The following is a 16,301-nucleotide window of genomic DNA, read 5'->3' as shown; positions in this document are numbered from 1 at the left end:
GACACGCCTCAAAGAATAAGGATTGCTTGAAGCAGTCAAACTTCTTTGGAAGCCCCCACTTCAAATTTTCGCTAGAAAATTAAGTGGGGGTAGTTCACAAGGGCAAAGGACGGCACTCAACAAGGAAGGCAGGATAACATATGAGATTGACAATCACGATGAGCGGGCGGCAAGGGCCTGTTTCCTTGCCGCTCCATTACCAGCATTTGTTGCAAGGGATGTTGTATCGTTCGTTAGAAAATGAGCAGTTAGCTGCATTTTTGCATGACAAAGGATTCCGTCACGGGAAACGGTCATTTAAACTCTTCACGTTTAGCCGTTTATTTGGAACGCACCAAGTGGATCGGGGAAAAAAAGCGATTCGGTTTTTGGATGATTTCCAATGGCATATCGACACCGTTCTCCCAGAGCTGACTCAGCAACTTGGACAGCGATTTTTGTTGCAGAGAGAGATTGAGCTTTACGGACAGCTGATCGAAGTGAAAAGTGTCAAAATGGAGAACATCGACATACGCGAAAACGAAATTGACATTGTCATGCTCTCTCCATTGACCGTATATAGCACATATGAAACGTTCGACGGAAGAAAGAAAACGCAATTTTTTGACCCCGATGATGAGGTGTTCCCCCACCTGATTGAATTGAATTTCCGTCATAAATATGAAGCGTACTACGGCGTTCCGCCGACGGAAAGACTGTTGATCGAGCCGATTCACGTTCATCATCGTCATCGTGTGGTGACAATGTTCAAGAATATGTATATTACAGGGTGGCTTGGCTATTACCGCCTCTGTTCTTCACCAGAACAGCTGACATTTTTATATCATGTCGGCCTAGGCAGCCGAAATTCACAAGGATTCGGCATGTTTCGCCTTAAAAGCGAATAAACGGGTCAAGAGATTGTCGTCGACCTCCAATCATGCAAAAAACCCGGGGGATCGACGACAATGGTTTTTGACGCTCCAAGCCTACAGCCATCACGATTGAAAGTCATTGACAGAATTTTTGAAACGTGCTATGCTGAAAATAGCTCCAAACCGAAAAGCTTGATGGAACAAGCCTTTTTGGGGTTTTTATCGTACCTATGAGGGATTGAAACAACCATCAATAATAATTTTTTCAAAAACATCATAATCGTTTTTATCGTACCTATGAGGGATTGAAACTCTTTCAAAAACAGCAACTTCTTCGCCGTTATGCCCAGTTTTTATCGTACCTATGAGGGATTGAAACAACTTTTCTGCTCAAACTGTAGAACTCAAAAGAATTGCGTTTTTATCGTACCTATGAGGGATTGAAACAAGAGTGTGAATTTACGTGAGATCGGCAAAAACATCATTCGTTTTTATCGTACCTATGAGGGATTGAAACAGATACACACCGTCAGGAATAGCGGCAGCCACATTTACGTTTTTATCGTACCTATGAGGGATTGAAACTCGGCGAGGTGGACAAGCTGTCGCTGTCCCGTGTCGGTTTTTATCGTACCTATGAGGGATTGAAACCGGAGTCGGCCGCTTTCTCCACGCGTTTCCGCCCAGTTTTTGTCGCGCCTATAAGAGGCGAAACCCTCTTCAATGTCACGCCATCGTATGAACGTCTTCCGTTTGAAGAAACCGGATGGCTGCACTTCCCCGATCGACCGCTTCGTTTTGCTTCGGCTGCTCATTCTTGCGCCGCTTGCTTTGCAGGAAGCCGCTTTTTTGTTTCGCACATGGAGAACGTTTTGGCATCTGCTTTTTTTGTATGGCCCCATTGATCCACCAGGCATGGTTGTTCACCGCCTTTCTTTGCCGCTGCTGCATTTCCTCAGTCCGATGCGATATACTTGACATGGGAACAATCACGCTTCTTTCTCGTTCACCGTCGTGTCGGCGGACATGCTGCGTTGGCGTTGGACGGTTTGAAAGAAGGCGGAGAAAAGCGACGGGGGTGGGATGGATGCGCCGCAAGCTTCGCGATCTCGGTTTTTCCATCGGCACGCTTCCGGTGGGGAGACGCAATCAAATCACGGATGTGCCTGGGGTGCGGGTCGGTCATGTGACGATTCGTGAAGAGCGGGATGAACGGACGGTGGTCCGCACTGGGGTGACGGCGGTGTTGCCGCATGGGGGGAATTGGTTTTTAGAGAAGGTGCCGGCGGCGTGCTTTGTCCTGAACGGGTTCGGGAAAACCGCGGGACTTGTGCAAGTCGAGGAGCTTGGGACGATCGAGTCGCCGATTATGCTGACGAATACGTTCAGCGTCGGGGCGGTTTGGCAAGGGACGCTGGAATATATGTTGGAGGCGACGCCGGAGATTGGGGATGTGACGGGGTCGGTCAACATTGTCGTCGGGGAATGCAATGACAGCTATTTGAATACAGCGCGGGTGATGGCGGTGACGAAGGAGCATGCGAAAGAGGCGATTGCCGCGGCGCGGGTGGAGATGGAAGAAGGAGCGGTCGGGGCAGGAACGGGGATGATGTGTTTCGGTTGGAAAGGGGGCGTTGGCAGCTCGTCGCGGGTCGTGAGCAGGGGATATACGGTCGGGGCGCTGGTCGTGAGCAATTTCGGCCGGCGTGAGGAGTTGCGGTTCGTGCCGTATATGCCGCCGTCGTTCGATGAACGGGATGTGCCGCCTGGGTCGATTATGATGATCGTCGCGACTGACGCGCCGCTTGATGCGCGGCAGTTGAAGCGGCTGGCGCGGCGGGCGGCGGTGGGGCTCGGGCGGACGGGAAGCTGCGTCCATCACGGGAGCGGCGACATTGTCATTGCGTTTTCCAATGCTTATACCATTCCCCATTTTTCGGATTCTGCTCTTCAACCGTTCCCTCCGCTCGTCCGTGATGACGCGCCGCTCATGAATGAACTGTTTCAGGCGGCGATTGAGGCGACCGAGGAAGCGATTTGGAATTCGCTTACGATGGCTGAGACGACGACCGGGCGCAACGGGCGGGTGGGGGAGGCGATTCCGTATTCGTTGCTTCGACGGATGGGAGAATGAGCGAAAACGGCCTGAAAGGGATTCCTCTCAGGCCGTTTTTCATTGCCTTGGCCGCGCTGTCAGTGGCGGATGTGAAGGCGGTGCGCCCAGGCGGCGATTTTTTCTTTCATGTCTTCGCGCCATGCGCGGTCGTGGACGGTGTATCCGACCAAAGCTCCTGTGGCGATGAGGAGCAGCCCTGACAAGGCGAAAATGGCCGAAATGGATGCGAATCCTGCGATGGCTCCCGCTGCCGTCGGACCAGCGAGGTTGCCGAGAAAGCGGGAGCTGGCTGTGACGCCGAACACGCGGCCTTGGATGCGGCGCGGGCATTGCGCGTTGATCAGCGCTTGAAGGGCAGGCCATACCCCGCCGACGACAAGCCCTTGCAAGAAGCGCCAGACGTACAATTCATAAAGATGGTCCGTCCATACTTGCGGCAAAGCGAACAGGCCGGAGAGCAGAAGCAACATCGGCAGTGTTTTCTCCTGCCCGATCCGGTCGCCGAGCTTGCCTAAATACGGCGCGCCGATGATCGTGGCGATTCCGGTGATCGAGGAGGCGAGCCCTGATAGAAATGCGAGATTGCGAGAATCGCCGACGAGCGACTGGACGAAAATCGTCATCATCGAGTTGACGCCAAGAACGGCGATTTGCACGAGAAAGGTGGCGACAAACAAGATGACGAGCGGCCGATGGGCGAATACTTCTTTGAAACTGGCATGGCGCTCTTGCGTCTGCGGCGCGACGGGGTCTTTGTCGAGCCAAAAGACGACAGGAAGCAATGTCGCCAAAATGCAAAACCCGGTCACGAGAAACACCGGGCGGAAGCCGAACCAATCGGATAAGGCGCCGCCGATGAGCGGCCCGATGATGTTGCCGGCGATGCTTCCCGTCTGCAGCGTCCCGAGCGCCTCGCCGCTATGGTCTTTTGGCACGACGCGCGCCAAGTATGAAAACGAGACGGTGATGAATCCCGAGAAAAAGCCGACCAAAAAGCGAAGAACAAGCAGCGCCATCGGCGAATGGGCGAACGCCATGCAGCTGGTGATCAGCCCCATGCCAATCCCTGCGCGGATGAGGTTGGCGCGCTGGCCGTACTTGTCGGCGAACATGCCCCAAATCGGCGCCATGATGGCCGCCGACAAAAACGTCGCCGAAAAGACAAGACCGGTCCAGACGCTCAACGAATGGTGCTCGGTGACGCCCATTTCCCACAACAGCAGCGACAAAAACGGAATGACCATCGTCATTCCCGCCGACACCATGAAATTGCACAGCCAAAGGATGCGGACGTTTCGTTTCCAGTTCAAGGCAGGTCATCTCCTGTATTCTTTCGTCTCTCTAATTAATTTTAGCACGATGGAAAAACAAAGGAAACGATTTTGCTTATCAATGGGGCAAGACCATGGCATCGGGCATCGTTCAGGCTTGTCGCGGGCTGCATGTGCTTTTGGCCGCCGCTTGTCCAAGGGAGCGAAACAAACGAATCCCCCTTGCCTGCCCGGCAAGGGGGTCATCTATGTCAAAGGGGGAGGGGATTAGGCGTTATTGGCTTGGGCTTCTTTCCACTTGGCTAACTCACGTTCGACTTCTTCATCAAATGGCACAGGGGACAACACGGCGTTCGTTCCGAATCGGGCGGCTGCCGCTTCGGCTTCTAACGCGATGACGCGCTCTTCCATGCGGGCGAATCCGCGCAGCGCCTCGTCGGCGGAAAAGGAGGCGAGCGCCGAGTCGATTTGCTTCAACGCTTGCGCGGCGTTAACGCGGGTAGCGAGCTCCAGCTGCTTAGCTGCGAGCTCGTCGTACCGCTCGCGCAGTTGGTTTAGACGGTTGGCGACTTCGGCTGTTTTCGCTTTGATGGCGTCGTATTGTTGTTTGTACGCCTCCAGTTTTTTCTCATACAACAGCTTGTCTCGCAAGGCGAGTTTGGCGACGGCTTCTTCGTTGCGCTCGAGCGCCAGTTTCGCTTGGCGGCTCCGTTTTTCAATCGTCGCCTCCGCTTGGGCGATGAGCGTCTCATAGCGCCGCTCGGCGACCCATTGCTGGGCGAGCGCCTGGCGCCCTCGTTCGAGCTGTTCTTCAAGTTCGCGCAAATATTGTTTCGTCATGGCGACAGGGTCTTCCCAGCGGTCGATTTGTTCGTTCACTTCAGCGAGAACGATCGTCTTCATTCGGCGAAAAATGCCCATTTGTTTGTGCCTCCTTTTGAATCGTTTTTTCCCATTCATCAAGCCAATCGGCGGAAACGGATGGCGCCGCTGGCATCAACGCCTCAACAGCAGATGGTTTGCGCGCTTGACGCCGCCCCGAGGCGTACACCGCGGCCAGTGCAAGCAAAAGCAACACCCATTTCGGCAGCAACGCCGCAATTCCGAGCGCGACGAGCACCCAGCCGATCCAGCGCTTCGACCGCGCCGCGGCGAGCCATACGGCCCCGACGGCGGCAAGCAAAAGAGGAATGAGCCACTTTAGGAACAACATCGGCATCATCCAGCCATCGCGCCGCTCCATGATGAACTCCCGATGGGGATGACCGAATCCGCCCGGCATGCCGTCAAACGGAGCGCCCGGACGCCCGTGCGCCATCACTTCATGCGGAGCGAGAACGTGAAACAGGCTGACCCCCGCGAGAGCGACAAAGGCGAGCAGAAACACCGCTCGAGCTTTTTTCAATCTCGTCACCTCCTTTTGTGTGGTGGACTGGCTTACGGTTTGTATTGTAGAAGGGGAAGGAGAAAATTAGGTGAAAAGTGAATGTTTTTTGAAGGGGTTTTGAGCATATCATCCATTAGGGGGGAGCTGCGAGATGAACGGTGATGTTCGCATGACATGACGGGGGAGGAAGGAAAGACGTGGTTCGGTCGTATGGGGTTGATGTGGGCGGCGCTTTGTTGGTGTTGTTGTTTTCCTTTTTGTTTCCGACGTTTTATGTTGGATATTATGCGTACGGCTCGTTTTTGGGGTTTGCCATCGGTTCGTTGATCGTCGGCTTGGCGAGAATTCGATGGCATCCGCAGGCGCGGTTCGGCGGTACTCTGATCGGTTCGTTCCTCATCATCGCGGTGTCTGTCCTCATCATCCGCCTGTTTCCGATCGAAATCCGCGATGTCGGAGACTTGGTTATGCAGTATATCAACGCGGTTGTGAATGCGTTGATATATTTGGCATTCTCCACGCCCTCCACCTGTTGCATCGCCTGAAGCAGGGCGACGTTCCGTTTGCGAAAAAACGCTGAAGCGGCTCATAACGCCTGTCTCACCGTTCAAGAATCATTAGTTGAAATGTGAGGAAGAACATGAAAAACTGTTCTCCATCATTGTCCCTTGCATCAGAGAGAAATCATGAAAGAATGATAACGATGGCAAGGGTCGATAGAAAAAAACAAGCTTCTGAAGCAATTACGCTTCAGAAGCTTGTTCGACGGCCGTGGCAAATTGGCGGCGATGTTGGATAGTCAAATAAACGAGTGTTCCCATCATCATGGCAACAACAAATAGAAGCAGCTTGCTGAGGTTTTCCCACATAAACGAGAAATCACCGCTTGAGATGACCGCTTTCAATCCGAAAACCGAATACGTCATCGGAAGCCATGCGTTAAAGTGTTGCAACGAGCGTGGAATCAGTTCGAGCGGGAATGTTCCCGCGCTTGTTGTCAATTGCAAAATCAGCACGACAATCGCGATAAATCTTCCTGGATCGCCGAACACGGTAACAAGAAATTGAATGACAGATAAAAATGTGATGCTAGTGACAATGCTAAACACGATAAAGAGCGGGACGCTTTTTACGTGTAAATCGAGTCCAACCAGCAACACGACATCCGCCAGCAGTGCTTGCAAAATCCCAACGCCGATCAAGACGCCGAATTTAGCCAAAAACCAATGCAATGGCGAACGTGGAACCCCTGCTGGTTCGCGAAGCGGAAAGACGATGGAAAGCAACAGCGCACCCACAAACAATCCGAGTGACAAGAAGTACGGCGTAAACCCTGTTCCGTAGTTCGGCACTTTATTGATTTCTTCCTTGTGGAGATTCACTGGTTGGGCAAACATGTCGTAGACAGCTTCATTGGCCTTGACATCGCTTGCTTGTTCGGCTCCTTCTTTCAACTTATTCGCCAATTCTTTTGAGCCGTCTGTCAGTTGGTTGACACCATCTTGCAAATGTTTTGTCCCGTTCGTTAATTCCTTCGTTCCATCCGCTACTTGTTGTGAACCGTTTGCCAACCGACGCGTGCCATCTTGAAGCTGATCTGCTCCTTGAGCCAATGTTTGCAGGCCTGAAGAAAGTGTTCCACTGCCATGGGCAAGCTGGCTTGCTCCTTGTGAAGCTTCTTGCATTTTTTCATACATTGTGTTCATGCCACTGACGAGTTGTCCTTGGCCATTCGCCAGTGCGTCTGCGCCATTGACAAGTTGTTGTTGACCGGCAAGCAGTTTGTCGATTCCGCGATCGAGAGCGATATGCCCTTCGTGCAGCCGTCGGGCTCCTTCGTGCAAAGAAGAGGCTCCAGAGTGCAACGATTGGGCGCCGCTATTTAACTTTGCAAGGCCGTTTTTGACTTGTTGGCTTCCTGATGATAGCTCCATGATCTTTTGTTTTAATTGTTCTACGGCTCTCTGTTGCTCTTGGGGAGTTGCCTTGATGAGCGCATCCAACTGTGTGTCCAACTGCTCAAGACCGTTTGCGACTTGTGCTGCTCCTGTTTGAACTTTTGCGGCTTCTTCCTGCCACTGAGCCAGTAAAGCTGTGAGCTTTGCCGCTCCATCGCTCAATTGTTCAGATCCTTGTAAAAGTTGCGGAGTGCGGGCGTCGAGCGCTTGCATTCCCTCATATACGCGTCTTGTCCCTGAAGCAAGATTCGCTGTTCCTTGTTGAGCCTGCTTGGCTCCGGAGAGGAGTTTCTCTTGCCCAGCGGTCATTTGTTTCATCCCGTTGTAAAGCGTTTCGATTCCGGTTTGAACTTGCAATGAGCCACTGGCAGCTTGGTGCAGTCCGTCAGTAAAGCTCACGGATTTTTCCGCGAGTGTCGCTAAATGGTGATATAACGTTTCACTTCCGTCTTGTGCTTTTTTCATGCCATCATACAGTCGATTTGTTCCGTCTTGTGCTTGACTGAGTCCGTCATGCAGTCGTGCGGCTCCGTCGCTCGCTTTTGTCAATCCGTCAGCGACGGTTTGAATCGTATCAAACATGCTTTCGGCATATGTTTCTGTTATGGCGTTCGCTACTTCGTTTTTTATTTTTTCAACTGCAGTTTGACCGATTTGTGCCGATAGAAAGTTAAATCCCTCATTCGGTTTGTAAATGAGCTCCAGTTTTTTCGGATGATCGTCTTGCAGCGTTGTCGCATTCCGGGAAAAATCGTCAGGGATTTGAATGAGCATATAATATTTTTGTTCTTTTAACCCTTTTTCCCCTTCATGTTCGGTTACAAAATGCCAGTCAAACTGTTTGTTCTCTTTTAACTTCTCGACGAGATCTTTTCCAAGATGAATCTCCTTTCCGTCGAGCATTGCCCCTTTGTCTTGGTTGACTACAGCGACGGGAAGTTCATCCAAATGATTGTATGGATCCCAAAATGCCCATAGAAACATGCCGCTGTATAGAAGAGGGATGAATAATACAGCTATGACAGGAATCAGTACTTTGCGGTTGGTCAGAATGGCCTTCCATTCTTTCAACCATAATTGAAATGCGTGCATGCCCGAACCTCCTTTGTTTATAATTATGACTGATTTGTCCATTTAGTCATTTTTAGCCCAAAAAGTGAAGGATTATCATGGAGACAATCCTTTCAGCAAATACAGATCAAACAGTTCGGCAATGGTTTGTTGAGACAATGGTTCGTGATCTTTTTCCCATTCAATGCTTAATGCGATGTACATTTTAAACATGAAAAATGCCGTTAACTCTGGATCGCAAGAGCGAATGTCCCCTTTTGCCATCGCTTCTTCAATTTTTTCGCGAATATAGGCAATCATTTCGCGATCAAGGCGTTTCATCACCTCTCGTACAGCTGCGGTGCCAATATCGCGAACTTCCTGCAAAAGTTTGATGGTTAATTCATGTTCCTGGCGGAACGTAAAAATACGTTGCAAGGCGCGTTGGACGTTTTCGCTGAACGGCAAACGATCATCCATAGCCGCATCCGCTTCATGCTTAATTTCGGATATAACAGAGGAAACGATATGGTCAAGCAGCTCTTCTTTGCTTTTGAAAAATGTATAAATCGTTCCTTTCCCGACATTAGCCATCTTCGCTACTTGATCCATTGTCGTTGCTTTGTAGCCGAACAGCGAAAATGATTGAGTGGCGGCATCAATAATTTGTTGTTTTTTATCCGACATGGGCATTCATCCTTCATTTTTGACTAAATGGACAATTTGGTCATCACGTTTTAAATCATAACATGAATATGTTCGATTCGCAACAGCAATAAAGTATTTATGTTTCGTTTTTCTCACTCAACGGCACGTTCTGTTAGGGGAAGGAAGCCTTGGCCTTGCTGTTTTGTCCCCCGGATTTAGCAAGGAAGACGAACAAGAAATTCGGTTCCTTCCCCGATTTGACTATGGACGTGGATCGCGCCGCCGTGGGCGTCGACGATCCATTTGGCGATCGACAGCCCGAGGCCGTGGCCGCCTTGTTGGCGCGAGCGCGCTTTGTCGACGCGGTAAAAGCGGTCGAAAATGCGGCCGATGTCTTCCGGCGGGATGCCGATGCCGGTGTCTTTGACGGAAAGGAACACGTGCTTTGGCTCGGTGCGGATCGACAGCGTCACCTCGCCGCCTTCGGGGGTGTATTTGATCGCGTTGTCGAGCAAAATGTACAATAGCTGCGTCAATTTGTCCGGGTCAGCGGTGACGAGCGCTTGCTCGGGAGCGTGAAAATGCATCGTAATCTGTTTTTTCGCCGCCAGTTCCGACATGAGCTGGAACGTGCGCTCGGCGTGCGGGCGGAAATCGAACGTTTGTTTTGAAAGCTCCAGCGCGGCGTGTTTCGCATCCGCGCGGGCGAGCGTCAACAAGTCGTTCATCAGTTTCGTGATTCGCTTCAATTCGTCACGCAGGCGGTCGAGCAGGCGGCGGGCAAAGTCGTTTTTCATCACATCCTCCTCAAGCGAAAGCGCCTCGACGGACGAGAAGACGACGCTGAGCGGCGTCCGCAGCTCATGAGAGGCGTCGGCGACGAACTGGCGCTGCCGCTCGTACGCCTCTTCAATCGGTGCGAGCGCGCGCTTGGACATAAAGAAGCTGAGCGCCACGCCGACGGCAAGAAACAAAACGGCCAAGCCGATGAGCACAATGAGCAGCCAATGGAACACGCCGAAAAACGACGTGACGTCCATGCCGATATACAGCATGCCCACGAAATCGCCGTGGATGACGATCGGACGGGCGGCGGCGAGCACGCGCCAGTCGCGGGCCGCTTCGCGCGCGAGGCCGGGCATATGTTCCGGCAAAGAGACGCTCATGTAGACGGGAGAGCGCTCATTTGCCTTGAGATGGGACAAGGCGTTTAAAAAATACGGACGCAGGCGCGGGTGGACTTCATCCCCGGCGAGCAGGCCCCCGTCCGGGCCGATGACGTAAAAAAAGAGTTGGTCTTCGCTTAACAAAATGACATTTTCATCATCAAACAAGTCGAAATTGCTTTGCTTGAGCAGCACTTGTTCGATCGTATTCGCCTCTTGCTCGGCGAGGCGGCTGATGCGCCGCTCTTGGTCAGAGGTAGCGATCCAGTAAAACAAGGCCGCGGCGATCATGACAAACAAGGCGAGAAACAACGTGAAAATGCCGCTGTAGAGCGCTGTCAGCCGCCAATGGGCGCGGCGGAACAAGTCGGCGCTTCCTAGGCGGCGCAGCCAGTCGCGCCATTCCCTCCAGTTATTTTTCAATTTTATACCCCACTCCTCGAACGGTTTGGATGACATCGTCTTTCAACTTTTTGCGCAATAGCTTGATTGTCGCGTCGATCGTTTTCATTGACACATCGGCATCCCACCCCCAGACGCGGTCCAATATCGTTTCGCGCGGCACGACTTGCCCTTGGTTTTGCACGAGCAAATCGAGAAGCTGAAACTCGCGTGGAGTGAGGAAAATCTCTTCATCGCCGCGATGGAGAGTATGGCTTGTCCGGTTTAAGGTGAAGCTGTGAAACGCCACTTTTTCCTCTTGAAGCGGGACGAACGTCCGCCGGGCGAGCGCCTTGAGCCGCGCGACGAGCTCGTCGATTTCAAACGGTTTGACCAAGTAATCGTCCGCTCCCGCCTCAAGCCCGGTGACGCGGTCGTGGACGGCGTCTTTCGCCGTCAGCATCAAAATCGCGCCTGTGTAGCCGTTTTGCCTCAACCGTCGACAAATGTCCACCCCATCGCCGTTTGGAAGCATCCAATCGAGCACGACGACATCGTAAAACTCCGCCATGGCGTAATCGTACGCATCTTCCCCTTCCTGCACCCAATCGATATGGTCGATGCCTTTCTTTTTCAATAAGTGAACGATCAGCTCCCCTAGGTGAAGATCGTCCTCGGCCAGCAAAATTTTCATCGCCATTCCTCCCGTTCTGTCTCTCTTCCTTCTTAATCATATCAAATCGTTCGTGAAAAAACGGTGAAAACGCAGCCCATTCGCCGCGCAGAAGGCTGTTCTCTCAAAAAGAATTTTCACCATTTTTTCACCTTCCTTGGCTATCATGATGGACGAAGAGGAAAAGGAGGCAAACGGCGATGAGGAAAATGAGGAATTTGCATCTTTGGATTGGGCTGATCAGTTCGATCTTTTTGCTTGTTGAGGCGGTGACGGGGCTCCTTCTATCCGAGCCGTGGCTGATCGGCCAGGCGGAGCGCGGCGAGATGCACCGCGCCGCGCAGGAAAGAATGAACGCGTTCGGGGCGGGGCAGACGTCGGGAGCGGGGGCATCTACGGCCCCGATGGCACCGCGCGCCGAGGGAGGCGGATCGTCGCTCATGATGTTCGTCCGCCAGCTGCACGAAGGGAGAATCGGTTCGCTTGACATCCGCTGGGCGGTTGATGTCGCGGCGGTGGCGATGATCATTTTGACCGCGACGGGGATTTTCCTGTCGATCCGCACGCTCGCAGCGGGACGGAGGCGGAAGCAGAAGCGGATGACGCCAGCGCCGGAGACGACATAACGGATGCAGAAAGGGATGAAACGATGCATCAGAACAACCGAAAGAAACAGCGGCGCTGGTCTTCTCTTTATGCAAGGCCGATCGATGTCGGTGGCATCGTCGTATGTCGTCCGCCATTTCACTGCTTGGCGGCCATTCGCTCGAAGATGCTGCATATTCCATCATGGATCATGAAGGAGGAGATGACCCATGGACATGATGCCATTTGAACCAACCCCAACGCCAGAACCGAAACGCCGCGGCCGCTTCGTATCGTGGCTCGCCGCTTCCGTCGCAGGGGCGGTGATTGGGAGCGCGGCGACGTGGTATGTGGCGCCGAAATGGATGCATGAAGAAACGAATTCCCAAACGGAAACAGCGGAAACGACCGCAAAAAGCGAGGCGCTGCCGCTGCAGCCGACGGCGAACGTCAACACGAACATGATCGCCGCCATTAATAAAGTGGCCGATGCGGTCGTCGGCGTCGTCAACATTCAAAAGCAAGTCGACTTTTTCTCTGATCAAGCACAAGATACGGAAGCGGGGACGGGGTCGGGCGTCATCTTTAAAAAAGACGGCGATGCGGCCTACATTGTGACGAACAACCATGTCATTGAAGGGGCGAACAAAGTCGAAGTGGCGCTTCCGAACGGCAAAAAAGTGAAAGCCGAGATCGTCGGCGCGGATGCACTCACCGACCTTGCCGTCTTGAAAATCCCTGCTGAAGGGGTGACGAAAGTGGCGAGCTTCGGCGACTCGTCGAAGGTGAAAATCGGCGAGCCTGTCGCGGCGATCGGCAACCCGCTCGGCCTTGATTTGTCGCGGACGGTGACGGAAGGGATCGTCAGCGGCAAACGGACGATGCCCGTCTCAACGTCAGCGGGGGATTGGGAAATCGACGTCATCCAAACGGACGCCGCCATCAACCCGGGCAACAGCGGCGGAGCGCTCATCAACAGCGCGGGGCAAGTGATCGGCATCAACAGCATGAAAATCGCCGAAACGGGCGTCGAAGGGCTCGGCTTTGCGATCCCGAGCGAAAATGTCAAACCGATCGTCGAACAGCTGATGAAAGATGGGAAAATCAAACGCCCGTACCTTGGCGTCCAGCTTGTCGATGTGGCGGATTTGTCCGATGACGTCCGCACGAATGAATTGAAATTGCCGTCGAACATCACAAGCGGGGCGGCCGTCACGTCCGTCGAACCGTTCTCCCCAGCCGCCGAGGCCGGATTGAAATCGAAAGACGTCATCACGGCGATCAACGGGGAGAAAATCGACAGCGTCAGCGCGTTGCGCAACTATTTGTATACGAAAACAGCGGTCGGTGATCGCATCAAACTGACGATCTATCGCGACGGGTTTGAGACGACCGTATCGGTCACCTTAAAAGCGAGAGACAGCAGCCAGTCGTAAGAAGACATCGCCTCTTTTCAGCCGAAGCGGCTGGAAAGAGGCGATGTTCATTTTCGTGTGCGGCGCTTGCTCATGATGCTGGAGTATAAAGCGAAATGAGACGGCTGTACGTTGATTCCGTGTCGTCAGCACTTTTTGTATCGAGTCTGCTCATATTGCGAGAGCTGGCAGGACGACGTGCAGCCGTTGCATGTCCGAGAGTGGGTGCGCCCGCAATACAGGGGGCCCCATGATCCGAATCATCACTTCGCTCGGAATGATGTTGGAGGAAGGGCTTCGTTTGCTGTTGTCACAAGGACCGAATTCCTTGGCTAGAATAGGCGTGCCTACTACGAGCCACAAGGACGTTCGTGCCTCATATGTACAACAGCGAAGTCTCACGAAGGGATCTCAGTTGTCCATGGAGATGAGTAAGTTTGCTCACCTACGGTTTCAATTGGGCAACGACTCTCGGAAGCGGCTGCACCACCATAATTTGATTTTCCTGATGCTCCATTCGGTTTCTGTTGTTTGAAGCGCATGAACACGCCAATACATGGGCGGATGGGGCATAAACTGGAATTCCAAAAATCTAAAAAACCAAGAATCTCTTTCTAAGGAAGAGATTTTTTTGTCCTTTTTATTTGCTTCTTGCTCGTTTTTAAAATCAATGTGGTATCCTACAGACTTTTCCAATGCTCGATCTTGATATTCACACAGGATCGTCAAACTGTTAGCCATTTGAGCATTCCCACCGTCCAACAGCGTTGCTCCTAAATGATCTGCCCGGACTTCCATCCACTGTGTGAATAGAGATTGGAAAGCAGGAAGCAGAAAAATCAAGAGCCATAGGCCGAGAAAAACAAAGATTTGATTATGTTCTAGCCAATTTGGAAAGGCTTCATGGATAAGGAAAACACCAGCAAAAACTAACCCGATCAACGCAAATCGCAATAACTGTCCTATCAAGACATCTCGCTTTTTCACATGAATCGCCTCATGAGCCAAAATGCCTTCAATGGCTTCATGGGGAAGTTTCAGCGTTTCTGAAGTTAACGCTACCAATGATCGACCAATATTCGCACCTATCGCAAAACCGTTATATTCGGCCGATTCCGTAACATAAATATCAACATGAGAAAGGCCGGCACGTGAAAAGACTTTCTCGATGATGGGCAGCAAATCGGGATCGTCTATTTTCCTCATATCTAAAGCGATTTTCAATACGCGATCCGAAATCCATAGATTGAATATCCAAAATAGTATAATAACAGCGGTTGTTGCGATCGGCCCGATCCCCAGCAAAGTAAACAGTGTGAGAAGGGCTGCATAAGCTCCCACCCCTTTCACCGTTGCTGCAAAATACCATTTTCCTAAAAGTCGTTTCCAATTTTTCGGATGATAAAAAGGCTTTACTTCGAACTCTTCCATTTTATGTATTTCTCCTTTAAGGAGAAAATCCATCGATTCTAATGGATCAGGGGTGAGATAAACTTTTTCACCGGAAAAAGATAACTTCCACGTTTTCCCCATGCTGGTCGTATAGTCCATATTAGGAGAGAACAAAGAAAAAAGCTGGAATAGTTGCAACACATCCGGCCTTGTCTGAACGCTTACTTCTGAAAGTTCCTTCAATGGATATTTTTTGGTTTCAAACAAAGATACAGCATATAATGCTTCTTCGTGTTCTGCGTAAAAAAGGCGGAGAGAGCGAAGCAGTCCCACTCTTTTTGTCAGCCCAACAAAAAGAGAGATGAAGCTATATAAAAGGATGAACGTAATCGCGGAATTCGGCCCGAAAAGGAAATAAAGAACAGCAATGACGATGAAAAATCCGGAAAATAACAAATCCGCTAATAGGCGCTCTTTATTTTTAGACAAGACTATTTCTCTCGCACCTTGTTCTTTTAGTTGATCGATGATCTCTTTCAATTGGGTTTTGCTTCTTTCCGGTACCGGAGAGCTAAAAAAGCTAAATCCAAATATAAAAAAATGGGCACCGTTTTTATAAACCCTTGATCTAAGAACACATAGACGATCCATCCGATTCCGAGTATCGCAGTGAGGATATGTACATATAAAGAAGGACACCATTTTTTAAAAAAGTATGCCAAGAAACCGAGAAAAAAGCCGACTGCAGCAGTCCAAATCGATATAGTCACATCTGGCATCTGTTGCTCCCCCTGTCTAGTTGAAAAAGTGCAAGAAAACCCCCTAGTCATTATTTATCACTTAAGTAAATCCACTAACACCCATTGGTAACGAAATTCGTCCATTCTACATGTAGGTGGTTGACAATGGCATGTTGTTGAACGTTCATGAACGTTTTTCTCCAATATTGGTTCTTTTTTCAATTGACATTATAGCAGGGACAGGTTCGTTTTGTATATCTTTTTCTTTTTTCACTCCACTGCGCTTGTTGGGGAACATGAATATGACCTACAATATTTTCCTCACATGTAACGGATAACGATCATTCATGTAGGAGAGGAACCGTATGATTAAGAGACCCGTTTTTGTATGACTCATGTTGTTGTCTTCCGCATGATTCGTGATTTACGCTTACGAAAGCGAGCGGTCAGTGTCCTGGTATGTTCGTTGCATGAATGGATCAGCAGATTGTTGCTAATGTTTTGACCATTCATTGTATATACATGCTCATTGAAAAGTTAACCTTCGCATAAGCGGTGCCCACTCCGGTTATACTGCTCCTAATGAAAAACATGGAAAAGGAGCGGAATTCTGCATGAAACGTCTCAAAATCACCAACGATCACGGATGGACACCTCGGACACTT

At 51.1% G+C, this 16,301-nt stretch carries 15 protein-coding genes, 1 pseudogene and 1 CRISPR repeat array; of the genes and pseudogenes, 6 read left to right on the top strand and 10 right to left on the bottom strand.

What is annotated here, in order from left to right:
- The first annotated feature begins 140 nt into the window (after positions 1-140).
- On the top strand, positions 141-887 hold the full coding sequence (gene cas6 / locus CV944_RS14640) for a CRISPR-associated endoribonuclease Cas6 (RefSeq protein ID WP_042382835.1): 747 nt from the start codon (positions 141-143) through the stop codon (positions 885-887).
- 182 nt (positions 888-1,069) lie between these two features.
- Positions 1,070-1,505: direct repeats of the CRISPR family, unit length 30 nt; unit sequence GTTTTTATCGTACCTATGAGGGATTGAAAC.
- A gap of 75 nt (positions 1,506-1,580) precedes the next feature.
- Here the strand turns inward: cas6 and CV944_RS14635 are convergent.
- On the bottom strand, positions 1,581-1,805 hold the full coding sequence (locus CV944_RS14635) for a hypothetical protein (RefSeq protein ID WP_011229827.1): 225 nt from the start codon (positions 1,803-1,805) through the stop codon (positions 1,581-1,583).
- Positions 1,806-1,941: 136 nt separating this feature from the next.
- Between CV944_RS14635 and CV944_RS14630 the strand changes: the two genes are divergently transcribed.
- Positions 1,942-2,988, top strand: coding sequence for a DmpA family aminopeptidase (locus CV944_RS14630; protein WP_100664434.1), 1,047 nt, complete (start codon positions 1,942-1,944; stop codon positions 2,986-2,988).
- A gap of 59 nt (positions 2,989-3,047) precedes the next feature.
- On the opposite strand, the gene CV944_RS14625 is transcribed toward CV944_RS14630, so the two are convergent.
- From CV944_RS14625 to CV944_RS14615, 3 genes are all read right to left on the bottom strand, one after another.
- On the bottom strand, positions 3,048-4,280 hold the full coding sequence (locus tag CV944_RS14625) for an MFS transporter (protein ID WP_069303985.1): 1,233 nt from the start codon (positions 4,278-4,280) through the stop codon (positions 3,048-3,050).
- Positions 4,281-4,508: 228 nt separating this feature from the next.
- Positions 4,509-5,162, bottom strand: coding sequence for a PspA/IM30 family protein (locus CV944_RS14620; protein WP_095858805.1), 654 nt, complete (start codon positions 5,160-5,162; stop codon positions 4,509-4,511).
- Positions 5,122-5,646 (bottom strand): hypothetical protein, encoded by a 525-nt coding sequence (locus CV944_RS14615; protein ID WP_100664433.1) that lies wholly within the window; start codon positions 5,644-5,646, stop codon positions 5,122-5,124. The genes CV944_RS14620 and CV944_RS14615 overlap by 41 nt, the downstream gene beginning before the upstream one ends.
- A 179-nt stretch (positions 5,647-5,825) precedes the next feature.
- On the opposite strand from CV944_RS14615, the gene CV944_RS14610 reads away from it, so the two are divergent.
- Positions 5,826-6,173 (top strand): hypothetical protein, encoded by a 348-nt coding sequence (locus tag CV944_RS14610; protein ID WP_015373855.1) that lies wholly within the window; start codon positions 5,826-5,828, stop codon positions 6,171-6,173.
- Between the two features lie 198 nt (positions 6,174-6,371).
- Here the strand turns inward: CV944_RS14610 and CV944_RS14605 are convergent, their stop codons facing one another.
- The 4 genes from CV944_RS14605 to CV944_RS14590 all read right to left on the bottom strand — a co-directional run bounded on the left by CV944_RS14605 (position 6,372) and on the right by CV944_RS14590 (position 11,525).
- The gene (locus CV944_RS14605) at positions 6,372-8,678 is read right to left on the bottom strand and encodes a YhgE/Pip domain-containing protein (RefSeq protein ID WP_100664432.1); all 2,307 of its coding nucleotides are present in this window, start codon (positions 8,676-8,678) and stop codon (positions 6,372-6,374) included.
- A 75-nt stretch (positions 8,679-8,753) separates the two neighbouring features.
- Positions 8,754-9,323 carry a TetR/AcrR family transcriptional regulator gene (locus tag CV944_RS14600; protein ID WP_100664431.1) on the bottom strand — a complete coding sequence of 190 codons (570 nt, stop codon included), beginning with the start codon at positions 9,321-9,323 and terminating at the stop codon, positions 8,754-8,756.
- A gap of 176 nt (positions 9,324-9,499) precedes the next feature.
- A complete protein-coding gene (locus CV944_RS14595) occupies positions 9,500-10,873 on the bottom strand; it encodes a sensor histidine kinase (RefSeq protein WP_100664430.1) in 1,374 nt (457 codons plus the stop codon).
- Positions 10,863-11,525, bottom strand: a complete 663-nt coding sequence (locus CV944_RS14590; RefSeq protein ID WP_100660053.1) for a response regulator transcription factor — start codon at positions 11,523-11,525, stop codon at positions 10,863-10,865. Before CV944_RS14590 ends, CV944_RS14595 begins: the two co-directional genes overlap by 11 nt.
- A gap of 167 nt (positions 11,526-11,692) precedes the next feature.
- Here CV944_RS14590 and CV944_RS14585 point away from each other — a divergent pair.
- The 3 genes and pseudogenes from CV944_RS14585 to CV944_RS14575 form a co-directional block, all read left to right on the top strand.
- Positions 11,693-12,130 (top strand): annotated as a pseudogene (locus CV944_RS14585) (PepSY-associated TM helix domain-containing protein); the annotation flags it as partial.
- A gap of 23 nt (positions 12,131-12,153) precedes the next feature.
- Entirely contained in the window at positions 12,154-12,339 is a 186-nt protein-coding gene (locus tag CV944_RS14580; RefSeq protein ID WP_075261516.1) for a hypothetical protein, read from the top strand.
- On the top strand, positions 12,320-13,525 hold the full coding sequence (locus CV944_RS14575; protein WP_100664429.1) for a S1C family serine protease: 1,206 nt from the start codon (positions 12,320-12,322) through the stop codon (positions 13,523-13,525). The genes CV944_RS14580 and CV944_RS14575 overlap by 20 nt, the downstream gene beginning before the upstream one ends.
- A 432-nt stretch (positions 13,526-13,957) precedes the next feature.
- Here CV944_RS14575 and CV944_RS14570 read toward each other — a convergent pair whose 3' ends face one another.
- Both CV944_RS14570 and CV944_RS17710 read right to left on the bottom strand, forming a co-directional pair.
- The gene (locus tag CV944_RS14570; RefSeq protein ID WP_233205018.1) at positions 13,958-15,436 is read right to left on the bottom strand and encodes a M56 family metallopeptidase; all 1,479 of its coding nucleotides are present in this window, start codon (positions 15,434-15,436) and stop codon (positions 13,958-13,960) included.
- On the bottom strand, positions 15,433-15,675 hold the full coding sequence (locus tag CV944_RS17710; RefSeq protein WP_233205017.1) for a hypothetical protein: 243 nt from the start codon (positions 15,673-15,675) through the stop codon (positions 15,433-15,435). Before CV944_RS17710 ends, CV944_RS14570 begins: the two co-directional genes overlap by 4 nt.
- Between the last annotated feature and the right edge of the window lie 626 nt (positions 15,676-16,301).

This window comes from Geobacillus sp. WSUCF-018B (genome assembly GCF_002809985.1).
GTDB classification, from domain to species: domain Bacteria; phylum Bacillota; class Bacilli; order Bacillales; family Anoxybacillaceae; genus Geobacillus; species Geobacillus thermophilus.
The sequence above is the reverse complement of the archived record's forward strand: the minus strand, read 5'-3'. Positions and strand labels throughout refer to the sequence as shown.

Excerpts from the sequence above, each read along its gene's own strand:
- cas6 (WP_042382835.1), top strand. The coding sequence starts at position 141 with ATGAGATTGACAATCACGATGAGCGGGCGGCAAGGGCCTGTTTCCTTG.
- CV944_RS14635 (WP_011229827.1), bottom strand. The coding sequence starts at position 1,805 with ATGCAGCAGCGGCAAAGAAAGGCGGTGAACAACCATGCCTGGTGGATC.
- CV944_RS14630 (WP_100664434.1), top strand. The coding sequence starts at position 1,942 with ATGCGCCGCAAGCTTCGCGATCTCGGTTTTTCCATCGGCACGCTTCCG.
- CV944_RS14620 (WP_095858805.1), bottom strand. The coding sequence starts at position 5,162 with ATGGGCATTTTTCGCCGAATGAAGACGATCGTTCTCGCTGAAGTGAAC.
- CV944_RS14605 (WP_100664432.1), bottom strand. The coding sequence starts at position 8,678 with ATGCACGCATTTCAATTATGGTTGAAAGAATGGAAGGCCATTCTGACC.
- CV944_RS14600 (WP_100664431.1), bottom strand. The coding sequence starts at position 9,323 with ATGTCGGATAAAAAACAACAAATTATTGATGCCGCCACTCAATCATTT.
- CV944_RS14590 (WP_100660053.1), bottom strand. The coding sequence starts at position 11,525 with ATGAAAATTTTGCTGGCCGAGGACGATCTTCACCTAGGGGAGCTGATC.
- CV944_RS14580 (WP_075261516.1), top strand. The coding sequence starts at position 12,154 with ATGCATCAGAACAACCGAAAGAAACAGCGGCGCTGGTCTTCTCTTTAT.
- CV944_RS14575 (WP_100664429.1), top strand. The coding sequence starts at position 12,320 with ATGGACATGATGCCATTTGAACCAACCCCAACGCCAGAACCGAAACGC.
- CV944_RS17710 (WP_233205017.1), bottom strand. The coding sequence starts at position 15,675 with ATGCCAGATGTGACTATATCGATTTGGACTGCTGCAGTCGGCTTTTTT.